The organism is Rhodanobacter sp. AS-Z3 (assembly GCF_029224025.1).
Classification (GTDB): Bacteria; Pseudomonadota; Gammaproteobacteria; order Xanthomonadales; family Rhodanobacteraceae; genus Rhodanobacter.
In genome coordinates, this window is the sequence record NZ_CP119392.1 from 3,262,205 (window position 1) to 3,277,622 (window position 15,418).

A 15,418-nucleotide genomic window follows, 5' to 3' on the forward strand; every position below is an offset into this window, starting at 1 on the left:
AGCGTGCAGGACGGACGCTGCCCACTGCCCCGGTGGTGTGGAAGACCTGACGGGCGGTGCCCGCCCTACGCCATCAGCGCAGCAATGGCAGGATGTGCTCACGGCTGAGCTGCGCCACGGGCACGTCCGGTGCGGCCGGGTCGATCCAGCGCAGTTCTTCGATTTCGGCTTGCGATGTAACCACGCCGCATACCTCAACAACGTAGACAACCGCCTCGACGCGGTGACCCGGCTCGTTCGCGGCCGGCGCACTGCAATGGCACAGCAAGCGTGCGGAAGCAGTTACCAGTGCGCAGCCCAGCTCCTCGCGCAATTCGCGGGCCAGCGTGGCGAGCTCATCGACATCAGCGGGATCACGCTTGCCCCCGGGCTGCTGGAACACCGCCGCACCGCGCTTGCGCACCAGCAAGATGCGGCCGCGATCATCGCGAATCACCGCCGCGACAATGCGTATGACTTGCGCGTCGCTCAACGGCTGTACGACCACGATTGCATGCATCCGTCCTTGTACGGCATCACGCCATGGAACGGGCGCGGGTCGCCATCGAACACCAGCGGCAGAAAATGGCGGTCGCCTTCCCACATCGGCAGCTCCATAAGGCGATCCAGCGCCACCCATTCCAGCGTGCCCTCGGGGTTGCTCGTCAGCGGCGTACCGCTGTAATGATCGATCACGAAGATGAAGCCCAGCCAGTCCTCACCCTGCTTGCCAAAGCCCGGCCAGTTGAGTGTGCCGCGCAGTTGCATCGACTCGCACTCGATGCCCGCCTCCTCGCGAATCTCGCGGCGCATGCATGCAGCGATATCTTCTTCCGGCTCCATCTTGCCGCCCAGGCCGTTGTACTTGCCCAGGTGCTGGTCATCCGGCCGCGCGTTACGGTGAATCATCAGCACCTCGCGACGATCAGGCGAGAGCACGTAACCGAGTGTCGCCACTATCGGGGTATAGGGCATGGAGGAATACCGGGGAAAACGCCAAGTTTAACGACAGATGGTCCGGTGCGCAGTCGCATCACCGGGCTTGCACCCACGCGGCAGGGCGGCGACCATCGACACATGTCTTCCCATATTCCGCGTCTGCCCCATCCTCCTCGCCTTCGTCGACTGCTGCACCTGCTGCTGCCGCTGGTCTTGCTGGCCGTCGTTCCCGGCTGCGCACCCACCGCACAGGCGCTGGACAGCAGCGACGTCGCGTTCGATGGGCAAAATTATCGAATCGTGCACGTCGATCTCAAGCGCGAAAACTTGTCATTGCACTGGCGCGACCCAACCAGCGGGCAACCGTTCGGCAGCATCGAAACACTGCGCCAATGGGGCGAGGCACGCGGGCAGCGGCTGCTGTTTGCCGCCAACGCCGGCATCTACGATCACAAATTCGCGCCACTGGGACTATATGTGGAAGATGGCAAGACGCTGGTGCCGTTGAATCTGGCGCACGGCAACCCGGCATCCGGCAATTTTTCGCTGCTGCCCAATGGCGTCTTCGCGGTGTATCCCGATGGCCATGCGGCCGTGCGTACCAGTGAGGCGTTCAAGGCGGATGGCCAGGCTGCGCGCTGGGCTACCCAGTCCGGCCCGATGCTGCTGATCGACGGCAAGCTCAACGAGCAATTCGTCGATGACTCGGCGAGCCTTAAATGGCGCAGCGGCGTTTGCGCAAGAACGTCCACTGACGTGGTGTTTGCTGCCAGCGAAGCACCGGTCAACTTCCATACGTTTGGACGGCTGTTTCGCGACAAGCTCGGTTGTCGCAATGCGCTGTATCTGGATGGCAGCATCTCGCAGCTCTATGTTGATGGCCAGGGCTACGCCGGTGCACCGGCTTTCATGGTCAAACCCTACGCAGGAATCTTTGCCGTGTTCGCCAAGCCATGATGACCCGCCGCTTCCGCCTGTTGCGGATCTCGCTGCTGCTTCTACTCACCTTGTTGTTCGCCGCGTTCCTCACCGGCTGGTGGCTGTTCGCCGGCAGTCGCGCGCAACTCGATGGCACGCGCAGCAGTTCGGATCTTGCCGCACCGGTCAGCATCACACGTGACGCGTTGGGCACCGTCACCCTGACCGGCAAGGACCGCACCGACCTCAGCTACGCGCTTGGCTACGTGCACGCGCAGGAACGCTTCTTCGAGATGGACCTGATGCGCCGCGCCAGCGCCGGCGAACTGTCAGCACTGGTGGGTCCGGCGGCATTGAAGCTCGACCTCAACCATCGTCGCCATCGTCTTCGCGCCGTGGCCGAGGCCGCTTATGCGCAAATGGAACCTGCGGAAAAACGCGAGCTTGATCGTTACCGCGACGGTGTGAACGCCGGACTGGCCGACCTGCGCGTGCGGCCGTGGGAATACCTGCTGCTGGGCAGTCAACCACAGCTGTGGCGTTCCGAAGACAGCATGCTGGTGATCGGATCGATGTACCTGGATCTCAACAGCGACGGCCGTAACGAACGCGAACTGCGTTTCGCGCAGATTCGAGCCGTACTGCCCGGGCCGTTGGTGGACTTCCTGCTGGCGCCTGACCCGACCTGGGAAGCCCCGTTGAGCGGCCCGTTGTCCGCCTCGCCGGTGATCCCGGCCGCCAGCCTTTTCGACCTGCGCCAACACGCATCGACGATCGCCTCGGTGACGCTCAACGCCGCGCTGGCACCGGCACTGGATGCACCGCGCCCCGGCAACAACAACTTCGCCGTCGCTGGCCGACTCACCGGCAACGGTTCGGCGATGCTGGCGAACGACATGCATCTGGGTCTGGGCGTACCGAACATCTGGTTTCGCACGCGCCTGCGCTATCCCGATGCCAGCGCACCGAACGGCGAGCGCGACGTCAATGGCGTCAGCCTGCCCGGCACGCCGGCGATGATCGTGGCTTCCAACGGGCAGATTGCCTGGGGCTTCACCAACAGTTATGGCGACTGGCAGGACTGGGTGCGCGTGCGGCGCGACCCGGCTGATCCGACCCGTTACAAAGTGCCCGAGGGCTGGGCCGCGCTCGACCATCACGACGAACATATCCAGGTGAAGGGTCAGCCAGACACCATCCTGAAAGTTGACGACACCCGCTGGGGCCCGATCATGGGCACCGATGCGGATGGCACGCCGTTGGCGCTTTCATGGATCGGTGCACAACCGCGCGCGTACAACGTCGAACTGATGCAACTGGAACGTGCATCCAGCGTGGACAAGGCGCTCGACCTTGCCCCAACGCTAGGCATGCCGCCGCAAAATCTGCTGGTTGCCGACAGCGCCGGCAACATCGGCTGGAGCCTCGCCGGCAACAGCATTCCACTGCGCGCCGGCATCGACCCGCTGCTTCCCTCGGACTGGTCCAAATTCGGCACGGGCTGGCAAGGCTGGGCGGCACCCGCGCAGTATCCACGCATCGAAAATCCCGTTGACGGAAGACTGTGGACGGCCAACAACCGCACCGTCGACGGCAACGCGCTGGCACTGCTCGGCAACGGCGGGCATGACCTTGGCGCACGCGCGCAACAGATTCGCGACGAACTGCATGGACGTGTCAGCTTCACTCCGGGCAACCTGCTCGATATCCAGCTGGATAACCGCGCCGTGTTCCTCAGCCGCTGGCAGCACTTGTTGCAGGACACGCTGGCCGACAACACCGATCCGGCACTGCAGCCGTTGCGTCAACTCACGGCAACGTGGCGCGGGCGCGCCGCCGTCGACAGCGTTGACTACCGACTGGTACGTGCCTTCCGTGCCCAGGTCAGCAAGACCGTGCTGGCGCCGTTTATCGCACGCGTGCAACAACGATTCCCTGACTTCAGCTGGCCCGGCGAAAGCAGTGCGGAAGCCGCTGTGTGGTCGTTGCTGCACGCGCAGCCACCACAGTTGTTCGACCCCGCCTACCACGATTGGCACGCCCTGCTGATCGCCTCGGCGAAGCAGGTGGCGGACGAACTGGGCAAGCAACCCGGTGGTCTCGCTGCGCGCAACTGGGGTGAGCGCAATCGCACCGATATCCGGCACCCGTTGTCGGCGGGCCTGCCGCGCTGGCTGGGCCGACATATCGACATGCCCGACCAGCCACTGGCGGGGGACAACAACATGCCGCACGTGGCGGGACCGGGCTTCGGTGCGTCCGAACATCTGGACGTCTCGCCCGGTCAAGAGGATCAGGCGATCCTCAACATGCCGGGCGGCCAAAGTGATCATCCGTTGTCGCCCTACTTCGGCGCCGGCCATCAGGATTGGGTTGCCGGACGTCCAACACCGCTGTTGCCCGGAGCCAACCAACACACGCTGACCCTGCAGCCGGCCGCTAGAGAACCCGGTGCAACAAAGGATTGATGCCCTCGCGCAAGCGCCTGACGATGGCGCTGCCGCTGGTGCGAATGGTGAGGTGCTGGTCGCCCTGACCGGCCAGCTCGATCACCGCCAGCATGCGCTGCAGCGGCAACCAGGTACGCCACCATTGCAGCAACACCAGCAGCAAGGCGCACAGCGCAAAACCCACCACGCCGACCAACCACGGCAGCGCCACGGGATTGAGCGCAGTACCCTCCTTGTCCGGACCGATCGCCACCAGCGCAGCACGCCCGCCGGACGCCTGCAGTGGCGTCACCCAGCTGACGGTTGCATGCTGACCATCGGTCAGGTTCAAAGCCTTGCCCGCGCTGTTGCTGACCGCCAGCACGCGATCCAATTGTGCGGACAGCGCTGCTCCAGTCCAGCCCAGACCAGTCGAAGGCGGTAGTGCCGAGCCAGCCACAGGCTGCATCAGCAAGGCCACGTCGGTATGCGCGATGCGACTGACCGCGATGGCAAACGCATCGTCCACGCGGCTGGCGGCAATCAGCACGCCCTGCAACGCGGCGCCGCGCACCAGCGGACTGACCGACACCCAGTACAGCTGAGCGTGATCCACCCACAGGCCTTGCTGCGGCTGGAGCTGGCTGATGGCGCCGGTGACCAGGGCATCGTGCTGAATGCTGGCGTGGTCTTTCAGAAAAATGCCGGAGGTGGCTACCGGCCGGCCCTGCGGATCGAGCACCATCGCGATGTCGTAGCCGCGTCGGCGATCCTTGAGCAAGTCGCTGATCGACGCACTGTCGACCGCACCACCCAGTTGTGGATTGGGAATAAGCGACTGCGCCACGTAGTCGACAAAGGCAGGGTCCTGGGCGAGCAGGTCGGCGCGCAGCTGCAGTTCACTGAGCCGGTTCGCTGCCAGCTCGCGCTCCACCGTCGCGGTCACGCGCAGTTGATCCAGCGCATGGCCACGCGCGGCGTGGTCAACCTGCCAGACCACTCCCGCCACCGCAGCGACAGCAAACAACATTACGGTACCGAGGCCGACCAACAGGAAGCGGCTGGCCGGATTCATGGCTGTTCGCCCGCGTTCAGTGCCGTGGTCAATCGTGGCCGCACTGCCAGAATCTGCTGGCTCACCGCGGCGCCCATCGGCAACGTCACCTTTTGGCTGACCAGTTGCGCGCGAGGATTCCAGAAGTACAGCGTGCCCGGACCCTTCGGCAGTCCGGCCAGGGTGAAGTTTCCATCGGCGCCCACTTTGACCATGTAGGGCGAAGGCACCACCAGCACATCCAGCTCCATCGAGTGGTGGACGTTGCAGCTGACCAGCACGATGCCGGCATGGCCGAAGGCATGATCAGCCTTTTCGCCGGAGCCTTGATAGCCAAGATCGAACGCCGAACCGGGCGTCACCGAGAACACGTTGTGGCGCACATCATCAAGATTCACGAAGCTCACCGTGCTGCCGAGCGGTACGGCAAGCGACTCGGGACTGAAGTCGCGATTATGCGTATACACCGTGTAGTGACCCGGGCGGGCGCGGCTGCCGCCGCTGACGGGCACGAAATAGACCAGCGTGTCGGCTTGTTCGCCAGCCTCTATCTGCTGACCGCGCGCGGGCTTCAGCATCACGTGACCACTGACTTGCAGGGTCGCCTGTGCTGGCGCAGCAATCGCAGCCGCCGCGGCCTTCTTCGCCGGCGCCAACTTCGGCACGGGGTGAGGTGACATCAGCGGGTGAGCGGGCGCGGCGACCGCCACCGGCGCCGCGATCGCAGCCGGAACCGGCGTTGCGGACAATGGCGCCGGCGCTGGCTGCAAGGCAGACGCTGCTGGCGCAGGCACAACTTTCGACGTCGCTGCCACGAGCGGTGCTGGCGCAGGCGCAGCGGCGATCGGGCCGGTTACGGCAGCGGCGTGCGGCCGTGGTGGCGCCATGCTGCAGGCGCTCAACATCATCAGCGCGCCCATCAAACCCATACGATACGTGTACATGCGACCCCCTGAGGTCATTCAACTCAACTGCGCCATCCGGCGAGTGCCGGATAGCGTCCTTCGCTTCGCACGGGCTTCCGTGCAGAACCCTCCGAATGGACGGCTATTTGGTGATGACGGCCGGATGCATCGGCGCCAGCTTTGCCAGCAACTTGTTCTGCGCTCGGAACGGCACATTGTTCTTGTCCATCGCGGTCTGCAGATCCTCGACCAAAGCGTTGAACGCCGCGCGATTGATGCCAAGCTTGCGATGCACCTTGACCATGTCCTTGCCGGTATAGGTGCACGGGCCATCAAGAATCACGCAGAACTGATCGACCAGTTCAGCCTTGATGTGCTCACGGTCGGAATCCGCGAAATACGAATGCGTGCGCGAGTCCGCCATCAGGTTGTCCATGAAGTCGTTCATCAGCGTGACCAACCCCGGCTTGCCGCCGAACTGGTCGAACACCGGCTTCAGTGCCGGATCGCGCGGAGCGCTGGCCGCCATCGCCGCGGACTGCGGCGGCATCGGCGCGACGTCTTGCGCCAGCGAGCCCTGACTGAGCAGGATGGCGGCGGCAAGCATGATGAAATGGAAATGGCTTTTTTGCATGAGGGTGCTCCCGGTAGGTCGAGGGTGACGATCAGAAAGTGGAACAGTGGCTCAGAAGCCGACCTGCACCGAGGCGTACACGCCACGCTGCCGATCCTTGATGACGATGTTGCCGAGATCGGCGTAAGCAAGGGTCAGCGACACGTGCTTGTTCGGCGCCCATGCCACGAAGGCGTCGTACCAGTCGTCTTCCTTGGCGATACCAAGGTTGTTCGGCTTCTGCCGATATTCCGCACCGACCGCCCAGTGACGGCTGAGCAAATAAGCCACCGAGGCCTCGAACTCCGGTTTGTAGGAATTGTTGAGATCGCCGCCAAAACCGAGGATGCCGATCTGGTTGGCCTTGGTGAAACGCAGCGTGCCGTCGACCAGCAGGCTCTGGCCAAGGAATAGCTTGGTCGCGCTGATGTAGTAGTCGGTGCCTTGCGAACGCTTGGCCCCGACAAACTTGACCACACCGTCCTGATTGTTCTTCTTGTATTGCGCACCGACCGACACCTGCGGCAACCAGCTGTCCTGGTCGAGCACAACATCGCCGAACAGGCGCACTTTCACGCCGACAATGTTCTGTCTGAAGGTAAAGCCTTCACCCAGCCCCAGCGCGGCACCGACCTTTTCGGTATTGAAGCGCTGCTGCGCAAACGACAGCTCGACCCGGTTGTACAGGCCAACCATCGCGCCAGCTTCGTCGACGTGGTAATCCGGCAGGTTCACCCGGGTATAGAACGCGTTCGCGCCAATTTCGTCACGGGTACCGTAGCCGCCAATCACCGCCCATGGCGTGAGGCCACCACCCGCCGAGCCTTCCAGCTGGGATACACCACCGGTCAACAACAGTTTGTTGCTCGTCGTCGGCGCGCCAGCGTCGCTGCCGGTAGCCGTGGCCGCCGCGGAAAGCAGGCAGCCGGCCAGCGCCAAGCCGATCGATCCGACCATTCGGGTCTTGCGATTCATATGCATTGAGGTTCCCCTTGCAGACAGCGCGAAATGCGCATGTAAAACCAGATACGAGCGAACTCACCCAAAGGATGCAATGTCGTCGCAACCAACGTCAGCGCACCACGTGCCAGCTGCCGTTCACACCATCCCCGTCGCGGTCGCCGGGTTTGTCGTCGCCAACAAACAGGTACAGCGGATGGCCCTGGTAAACCCACTGAAAGCCGCCGTCGCCGCGCAAGGTAACGCTGTATCCGCCGCCTGCCGTGACTCGCGAATCCGCCAGGTACGGCGGCCACACCGCCGCACATGACCCGCTGCAATGGCTGACACCCGAACTGCCATCGGGGTCGTAGCGGTACAAGGTGTGCCCACTGCTGTCCACCAGCAGACCTTTTACATCGCGCTGCGGCAGCGACGCGGCGCTGGCGGTGCCAGCCAAAAGCAACGCTGCGAAACAACGAACAACCATCATGGCAAGTCCCTGGCGAAAGGCAGGCGGCTTGCCTGCAGCAAAAAGGTACGTTCGGGGAATCGCCACGGATGCACCGCGCGTGTGCCGCTTGCCAGCGGCAGACGCTTGCCCTCATGCTGAAGATCATTGCCGCCGCGATCCGTGCAGCCCGGTTCGGCATGGGCAACCCGTGACTACAGGATGGTTCGAAGATGAGTGTCAGCAGCCCCGCCGAGCGCGACGAGTTGAATCGCCTGCTGCAGCAATCCGGTCGCAACGACCAGAAAGCATTTGCAGAGTTGTACAAGCGAACCTCGTCCAAGCTGTTCGGCGTCTGCCTGCGCATGTTGCGCGATCGCAGCGAGGCCGAAGAGGTTTTGCAGGAAACCTACACCACCGTGTGGCGGCGCGCCTCCAGTTTTGATGCGTCCAAGGCCAGCGCCATCACCTGGCTGGTGACACTGTCGCGCAACAAGGCGATCGACCGACTGCGGCAACATCGCGAGGAGCTGATGGATGATCCGTCTCATCTCGACGAATTGGTCGACGAGCAGCCCACACCGGCAGCTGATGCCCAGACCAGCCAGGAGTACCAGCGACTGCAGCGGTGTATGGATGAACTGGAGCCACAACAGCAGAGTTCGGTACGTGAAGCTTTTTTCACCGGCGCCACGTATAACGAATTGGCAGCACGCTGCAAGGTGCCGCTCGGAACCATGAAAAGCTGGATCCGCCGCAGCCTGATGCAATTGCGCTCCTGCCTGGACTCATAAGGCTTTGGAAATGAATACACCGATCGACGATGGCAACCACAACCTGCGTTACGCCGAGTACGTGCTGGGCGTGCTGGATGCAGATACGCGGGCGCAAGTGGCACGTGAGGTGTCTTCTTCCGACGAAGCCGCCACGGCAGTGGCACTGTGGCAGCGCCGGCTGATTCCCTTGGCCGACACGATCGACGAGGTAGCGCCGGCGCTGTACGTCTGGGCGCGCATCCGCGACACGCTGCAACTGGAACAACCTGCCAGCAAACCATTGCGTGTAGCTCGACCGCGCGAGGGGCTGTGGAACAACCTGCCGCTGTGGCACTGGCTGGGCCTGGGTGCCAGCGCGCTTGCCGTCGCCTTGCTGGTGGTAGTGTCGCTGCCGCGCAGCGTACCCACGCCGACCGCCGTCAACGCCAGCTACATGGCGTCGACCATCCAGCAGGACAACGGCAGCACCGGCTGGACGGCCACCGTGGACGTGCAGCACGCCCGCATGATCGTGGTGCCGGCCACGCCGATCGCGTTCGAGGCCGGACGCGCACCGCAACTATGGCTGATCCCGAACGGCGGCAAGCCCGTCTCGGTGGGCATGATCGCGCGCGACAAACCCACGGCGTTGCCGCTCACACCTGCCTTGTTGGCACAACTGGGTACGACAGCGGCACTGGCGGTATCGGTCGAACCCATGGGTGGCTCGCCGACCGGCCAGCCGACCGGAGCGGTGATCGGCAAGGGTTCCATCGGCACTGCAACGGATGCGCTGCGCAAGGTCAGCCTGCTGGTTGCCGCGAAGCCAAATCGCGCAGCGGCATGAACCCACGCACCGACTCCTGTACGACATTGGAGCGCGGTGCAAGCCGGCGTGAGTCAGCTCGGCAACATGCGTTCGCAAATCGCCAGGTAAATCGCCGGCAACGCTTCCAGTTCAGCGAGCGCCACGCATTCGTCGAGCTGGTGAATGGTGGCGTTGACCGGCCCGATCTCGACAACTTCGGCACCCAGCGGCGCGATGAAGCGGCCGTCCGAAGTACCCCCGCCGGTGCTCTGTTCGGGCTCGATGTCGCACAACTGGCGACATACCGCTACCACCGCCTCGCGCAACTGGCCACCGGGTGGCGTCAGGAACGGCTCACCGGATAGTTGCCAGTCGACCTGAACATCCAACCCGTGGCGATGCAGGATCGCCTCACTGCGCGCGCGCAGATCAGCCGCGCGACTGGCCGTGCTGTAGCGAAAATTGAACAGCGCCTGCAGCGTGCCGGGGATGACGTTGTTCGCACCGGTGCCGGCGTTGATGTTGGAGATCTGCATCGAGGTCGGCGGAAAATCCTGATTGCCCTCGTCCCAGTTTTCGGCAGCCAGCTCGGCCAGCGCCGGCGCAAACGCATGGATCGGATTGAGCGCTTTCTCGGGATACGCCACATGGCCCTGCACACCGCGCACCGTCAACGTGGCCGACAGCGACCCACGTCGCCCCACGCGAATCAGGTCACCCAACCGCGCCTTGGCGGAAGGTTCACCCACCACGCACCAGTCGATCTGCTCGCCGCGCTCACGAAAATGCTCGGCCACCTTGCGCACGCCATCAATGGCCACGCCTTCCTCATCGGCAGTGAGCAGCAAGCCGACCCGGCCGGAATGCTCCGGATGCTCGGCAACGAACTGCTCCAGCGCCACCACCATCGCGGCTACCGAGCCCTTCATATCGGCGGCGCCACGGCCGTATAGATGGCCATCGCGTACTGTTGGCTCAAACGGCGGGCTGACCCAGGAACCTTCCGGACCGCTCGGTACCACGTCGGTATGACCGAGAAACATCAGCGTGGGCCCGGCGGCGCCGTGGGTGACCCACAGGTTGTCCACCACGCCGTAGCGCAGATGCGTCACGGCAAAACCCGCACGCGCCATCCGCGCAGCGATGAGGGGCAGACAACCGGCATCCTCCGGCGTTACCGAACGGCGACGGATCAGCTCACAGGTCAGATCGAAAACAGCAGACATGGCGGCTCACAGGGCGCAGGGTTTGGTCAGAACATCGAGCATACCAAGGGATGCCCATGGGCCCGCAGATCAACCCACCAACACGGTACCCAACAGATGGCCCACGGCATAGGTGATTGCTGCTGCTGCCGCCGTAATACCGAACTGGCGGGCGATCGAAAACAGCATGCTGCGGCCGGTGAACAACGAGGTGCCGATGCCGATCAAGGCCAGACCCGCGGCGGTAGTGCATCCACTGACGATCAGCGCCGTACTGCCACCGACGAAGAAATACGGCGCCACCGGAAACATCGCACCGCAGGCAAACAGGCAGAACGAAGAGATTGCCGCACCCCAGGCCGAACCGCCCAGTTCGCCGGGGTCCACACCAAGATCCTCGCGCACCATCATGTCCAGTGCGGCACGGGGCGTCTCGGCGATGTGCTCGGCGAGATGTTCGGCGGCGGCCCGCTCCAGTCCCTTGTCGCGATAGATGCCGGCGATATGCTCACGTCCGTCGTCCGGTGACACCGCCAGGCGTTCGGCGCGTTCGGTGATCTGCGCCTGATAGAACTCGCGCGAACTGTTCACCGACAGCCACTCACCCAGCGCCATTGAGCAGGCGCCAGCGACCAGACCGGCCAGACCCGCCAGCAGGATGGCGCGATCACCGGTGGCCGCGCCGGCCATGCCCATCACCAGACTGACGTTGGACACCAGCCCGTCATTCGCGCCCAGCACCGCGGCGCGCAAGGTATTGCCACTTTGCGTGCGATGCCGGTGATCGCGCTGGTCTGCCTCATGGGGTGCAATAAAATGATCACGATGACCGCTGCGGTCGACCGGGGTGGCTGCGTGGTCGGCGTGTTCCATACGCACCACCGTTGGCATCACGAATTCCGTACCAAAATGCCTGGCAAACCAGCCCAGCGCACGCACCCGCAAACCGATGCGCGATATCGGCACGGGCACCCCCATCTCGCGCAGACGAGCTTCCCAGAACTGGGCGTTGAGCTGTTCGCCTTGCGCGATACGCCAATAGACCTGGCCTAGCCGGGCATCGGTAGCCAGATCGGCCAGGCGTGCATACAGCGCGGCATTGTCGCGTTCGATGCGCAGGTTGTTGCAGAAGCGGCGGGCACGATGACGGGTCATTTCAACGCCCGAAGATTTTCTTGAAGCCGTTGTCAGTGAAACCGACGCTCACCGAGCCATCGGCCAGCACCACGACCGGGCGACGAATCAACGCGGGATATTCCTTCAGCAACAAGGTCCACTCCGGGTCGCTGCCCGGGTTCTTGCGCTGCGGCAGCAGGTTGCGCCAGGTGGTTGAAGATTTATTGACCAGCTTTTCCCAGCCACCCAATGCCGCTGCCCACGCTTTCAGGGTTGCCGCCGGCACCGGATTGGCGCGGTAATCAACAAACTCATGTGCAACCTCGAAACGTGCCAACCAGTTGCGCGCCTTGCGACAGGTATCGCAGTTGGGCAGCCCATACAGCTTCGCGCTCATTCGCCACTCCGCAGCAGTTCGTTGATGCTGGTCTTGCTGCGCGTCTGCGCATCAACCTGCTTGACGATGATCGCCGCATACAGGCTGTGGCTGCCGTCCTTTGCCGGCAGGTTGCCAGCTACCACCACGCTGCCGGACGGCACACGGCCATAGCTGACTTCACCGGTAGCTCGGTTGTAAATGCGCGTGGACTGGCCAAGGAATACGCCCATGCCGATCACGCTGCCGCGTTCCACCACCACGCCCTCGACCACTTCGGAGCGTGCGCCGACGAAGCAGTTGTCCTCGATGATGGTGGGATTGGCCTGCAACGGTTCCAGCACGCCACCGATGCCGACGCCGCCGGAAAGGTGCACGCCCGCGCCGATCTGCGCGCACGAGCCCACCGTGGCCCAGGTGTCGATCATGCTGCCGGCACCGACGAAGGCACCGATGTTGACGTAGCTGGGCATCAACACCGCGTCTTTCGCGATGTGTGCGCCGCGACGCACCAGCGCACCCGGCACCACGCGTGCGCCAAGCTGCTGCAGTTCGGCGTCATTTCCATGCGCGAAACGCAGTGGCACCTTGTCGAATGCCTGCGCTGACCCGCCATCAACCACGCGGTTGTCGTTGATGCGGAAATACAGCAGCACGGCTTTCTTGATCCACTGATTTACCGTCCAGCCACCGTTGCCGTCCGGCTCGGCGACACGACGCTGCCCCGATTCAAGCAGATCAAGCACCTGACCGATGGCTGGCCGCAACTGGGTTTCGATTTCAGTCTGGGACAACGCACTGCGGCGTTCGAAGGCATCGTCAATCAGGGTTTCGATGGATTGCATGGTATTCATTCGATGATCATGGTGAAGGGGGAGCCGGATGCGGCTCGCGATAGAGCGTACAGTCTGGACGTCCGGAACCTGTGCCGGGATTCATCAATACTTAACCGCAACACGCCCATTGTTTCACAGCCTTGAGGAGGATTCGGCAATGAACCAGATCAAGATTGGCGTAATGGTCGGAAGCCTGCGCATGGATTCGTTCAATCGGCGGCTGGCCCGTGCCGTGGAACGGCTGGCACCGACAGACCTAGCGTTCCGGCATATCCAGATCAGCGACCTGCCGCTGTACTCGCAGGACTTCGATGCCGCTTACCCCGCAGCCGCCACCCGACTGAAGAAGGACATCGAGTCCGTCGACGCGCTGCTGTTCGCCACGCCTGAATACAACCGGTCAATTCCCGGCGTACTGAAGAACGCCATCGACATTGCTTCGCGCCCATGGGGAACCAACTCGTTCGCCGGCAAGCCTGCTGCGGTCATCGGCACCTCGATCGGCGCCAACGGTACCGCCATGGCGCAACAGCACCTGCGCAACGTGCTGGCCTATCTGGACATGCCGGTACTGGCACAGCCTGAAGTGTTCCTGCACTTCAAAGACAATATCATCACCGAAGACGGCAGCATCAGTAGCGACGGCACGAGGAAATTCCTGCAAGGTTTTGTTGACGACTATGTCGCTTGGGTCAGGCGATTTGCAGGCTGATGGCGAGCTACGCTGATGAGCTTGTCCGCGCCCGCCTTGACCGCACCGTGCAGCAGAGTCGGATGATCGAAATTTTCGAGATCCGCAATGATGGTTCAGCGGCGTTGATGCCACAGCCTCTGCGGTGAAGTGGTGGCAACACCGTTCTACCGATGGACTGATTCGCATGCCTTCTCGCATGCGACCTCCCGTCCCGCAGAAGCGAGACCCTGAAACGCTGTCAGCAAGGCCGGCGAGACCCTCTTGCCGGCTGGCGCTGCCCGAAGAATGCGTGATAATGGACTGATCCCACCTGAAAGGCGGTGCAAGCCCATGACGCAATATGATCTTGAGTCCTTGTTGGCACCGATCGGGGATGCGTCCCCATCGGGTGATGATCTTGAATACGATCCCGAGTTCATGGCGCTGGAGCGCGCCGCCGCGCCCAAGGCGGAACGCGCGATTGGTGACAACGTCAAGGCGGCCGAGGAACCCGACTGGGACAAGGTTGTCGAATTGGCCGAAGCCGTACTTCGACGCTCGAAGGATCTGCGCGCCGCCGTCCATCTCACCACCGCATGGATGCGCACCTCCGGCATGCCCGGCTGGAGCGCCGGACTGAGTCTGATCCGCGGTCTGCTGGAACATTTTTGGGACACCGTTTATCCGCAACTGGATGCGGATGACGACGATGACCCGACCATGCGGGTCAATTCCATTGTGCCGTTGGGCGATCTGCAAGGTGTGCTGCGCTACTTCCGCACTACACCGTTCGTGCAGTCGCCACGCCTGGGCCGATACGACCTGCGTAGTCTGCGTATCGCCAACGGCACGCTGAAAATCACCTCGACGGACGGTGAGTCGGAAGCCACGCTGACCGAAATCGAGGCATGCTGTCTGGACTGCAATGAAGATGATCTGGCTGCCGTTACTGCAGCAATCACCCAGTCACTGGAAAGCGCCAAGGCCATCGACGGAATTTTCAACGAGCGGCTCGGTACAGCCGGCCCCGACCTCAAGAATCTGCTGGGCGATATCTACGAGCTGAAGAAGTTTTTGGAACCCCAACTCGCGCGTCGACGACCGCAGGAAGGCGGCGCAGATGAGGCTGGTGCCGGCGGGCTTGAAGCGGCCAGCAGTGGTGGGGCTGCAGGTGGTGCTGCACGTGCTTCGAACGGCGCCATCGCCGGGCCGCAGGATGTCATGCGGCGGCTGGATGAGTTGTGCGAATACTACAGTCGCAACGAGCCATCGAGCCCGGTACCCATGCTGCTGCGCCGCGCGCAGCGGCTGGTCGGCATGGATTTCATGGACTTGTTGAAAGATCTGGCGCCAGGCGGCATTTCCGAACTGCGGGTGGTTTCAGGCACGCCAGACGAGTAACGCCTTGCAGGGCAGTCAACG

Annotated in this window: 17 protein-coding genes; 6 read left to right on the top strand and 11 right to left on the bottom strand. The window is 63.2% G+C overall.

Going from position 1 to position 15,418, the window contains the following annotated elements:
• Nucleotides 1-73: 73 nt before the first annotated feature.
• Together PY254_RS14635 and PY254_RS14640 are read right to left on the bottom strand one after the other, a co-directional pair.
• Nucleotides 74-472: an NUDIX hydrolase gene (locus tag PY254_RS14635; protein WP_281015236.1), complete on the bottom strand. Its 399-nt coding sequence runs from the start codon at nt 470-472 to the stop codon at nt 74-76.
• Nucleotides 469-954, bottom strand: a complete 486-nt coding sequence (locus tag PY254_RS14640) for an NUDIX hydrolase (RefSeq protein WP_281012772.1) — start codon at nt 952-954, stop codon at nt 469-471. The genes PY254_RS14635 and PY254_RS14640 overlap by 4 nt, the downstream gene beginning before the upstream one ends.
• A 102-nt stretch (nt 955-1,056) precedes the next feature.
• Between PY254_RS14640 and PY254_RS14645 the strand changes: the two genes are divergently transcribed.
• Together PY254_RS14645 and PY254_RS14650 are read left to right on the top strand one after the other, a co-directional pair.
• On the top strand, nt 1,057-1,875 hold the full coding sequence (locus PY254_RS14645; RefSeq protein ID WP_281012773.1) for a phosphodiester glycosidase family protein: 819 nt from the start codon (nt 1,057-1,059) through the stop codon (nt 1,873-1,875).
• A complete protein-coding gene (locus PY254_RS14650; RefSeq protein ID WP_281012774.1) occupies nt 1,872-4,304 on the top strand; it encodes a penicillin acylase family protein in 2,433 nt (810 codons plus the stop codon). The genes PY254_RS14645 and PY254_RS14650 overlap by 4 nt, the downstream gene beginning before the upstream one ends.
• Here the strand turns inward: PY254_RS14650 and PY254_RS14655 are convergent.
• The 5 genes from PY254_RS14655 to PY254_RS14675 form a co-directional block, all read right to left on the bottom strand.
• Nucleotides 4,276-5,340, bottom strand: a complete 1,065-nt coding sequence (locus tag PY254_RS14655) for a hypothetical protein (RefSeq protein WP_281012775.1) — start codon at nt 5,338-5,340, stop codon at nt 4,276-4,278. The genes PY254_RS14650 and PY254_RS14655 overlap by 29 nt on opposite strands.
• Complete coding sequence (locus tag PY254_RS14660) at nt 5,337-6,263, bottom strand: cupredoxin domain-containing protein (protein ID WP_281012776.1); 927 nt, start codon at nt 6,261-6,263, stop codon at nt 5,337-5,339. Before PY254_RS14660 ends, PY254_RS14655 begins: the two co-directional genes overlap by 4 nt.
• A gap of 103 nt (nt 6,264-6,366) precedes the next feature.
• A complete protein-coding gene (locus tag PY254_RS14665; protein WP_281012777.1) occupies nt 6,367-6,858 on the bottom strand; it encodes a group I truncated hemoglobin in 492 nt (163 codons plus the stop codon).
• 51 nt (nt 6,859-6,909) lie between these two features.
• A complete protein-coding gene (locus PY254_RS14670) occupies nt 6,910-7,812 on the bottom strand; it encodes a DUF3034 family protein (RefSeq protein WP_281012778.1) in 903 nt (300 codons plus the stop codon).
• A gap of 97 nt (nt 7,813-7,909) precedes the next feature.
• Nucleotides 7,910-8,269, bottom strand: coding sequence for a COG4315 family predicted lipoprotein (locus PY254_RS14675; RefSeq protein WP_281012779.1), 360 nt, complete (start codon nt 8,267-8,269; stop codon nt 7,910-7,912).
• A 191-nt stretch (nt 8,270-8,460) separates the two neighbouring features.
• Between PY254_RS14675 and PY254_RS14680 the strand changes: the two genes are divergently transcribed.
• Both PY254_RS14680 and PY254_RS14685 read left to right on the top strand, forming a co-directional pair.
• The gene (locus PY254_RS14680) at nt 8,461-9,021 is read left to right on the top strand and encodes a sigma-70 family RNA polymerase sigma factor (RefSeq protein WP_281012780.1); all 561 of its coding nucleotides are present in this window, start codon (nt 8,461-8,463) and stop codon (nt 9,019-9,021) included.
• Between the two features lie 10 nt (nt 9,022-9,031).
• Complete coding sequence (locus PY254_RS14685) at nt 9,032-9,829, top strand: anti-sigma factor (RefSeq protein ID WP_281012781.1); 798 nt, start codon at nt 9,032-9,034, stop codon at nt 9,827-9,829.
• Nucleotides 9,830-9,882: 53 nt separating this feature from the next.
• Here the strand turns inward: PY254_RS14685 and dapE are convergent, their stop codons facing one another.
• The 4 genes from dapE to dapD all read right to left on the bottom strand — a co-directional run bounded on the left by dapE (nt 9,883) and on the right by dapD (nt 13,332).
• Nucleotides 9,883-11,016, bottom strand: a complete 1,134-nt coding sequence (gene dapE, locus PY254_RS14690; RefSeq protein WP_281012782.1) for a succinyl-diaminopimelate desuccinylase — start codon at nt 11,014-11,016, stop codon at nt 9,883-9,885.
• A gap of 69 nt (nt 11,017-11,085) precedes the next feature.
• Nucleotides 11,086-12,150 carry a VIT1/CCC1 transporter family protein gene (locus PY254_RS14695; RefSeq protein WP_281012783.1) on the bottom strand — a complete coding sequence of 355 codons (1,065 nt, stop codon included), beginning with the start codon at nt 12,148-12,150 and terminating at the stop codon, nt 11,086-11,088.
• Nucleotide 12,151: 1 nt separating this feature from the next.
• On the bottom strand, nt 12,152-12,508 hold the full coding sequence (locus PY254_RS14700; RefSeq protein WP_281012784.1) for a Spx/MgsR family RNA polymerase-binding regulatory protein: 357 nt from the start codon (nt 12,506-12,508) through the stop codon (nt 12,152-12,154).
• Nucleotides 12,505-13,332, bottom strand: a complete 828-nt coding sequence (dapD, locus tag PY254_RS14705) for a 2,3,4,5-tetrahydropyridine-2,6-dicarboxylate N-succinyltransferase (protein ID WP_281015237.1) — start codon at nt 13,330-13,332, stop codon at nt 12,505-12,507. Before dapD ends, PY254_RS14700 begins: the two co-directional genes overlap by 4 nt.
• Before the next feature lie 148 nt (nt 13,333-13,480).
• On the opposite strand from dapD, the gene PY254_RS14710 reads away from it, so the two are divergent.
• Both PY254_RS14710 and tssA read left to right on the top strand, forming a co-directional pair.
• Nucleotides 13,481-14,035, top strand: coding sequence for an NADPH-dependent FMN reductase (locus tag PY254_RS14710; protein WP_281012786.1), 555 nt, complete (start codon nt 13,481-13,483; stop codon nt 14,033-14,035).
• Nucleotides 14,036-14,347: 312 nt separating this feature from the next.
• Nucleotides 14,348-15,397: a type VI secretion system protein TssA gene (tssA, locus tag PY254_RS14715; RefSeq protein ID WP_281012787.1), complete on the top strand. Its 1,050-nt coding sequence runs from the start codon at nt 14,348-14,350 to the stop codon at nt 15,395-15,397.
• The last annotated feature ends 21 nt before the right edge of the window (nt 15,398-15,418 follow it).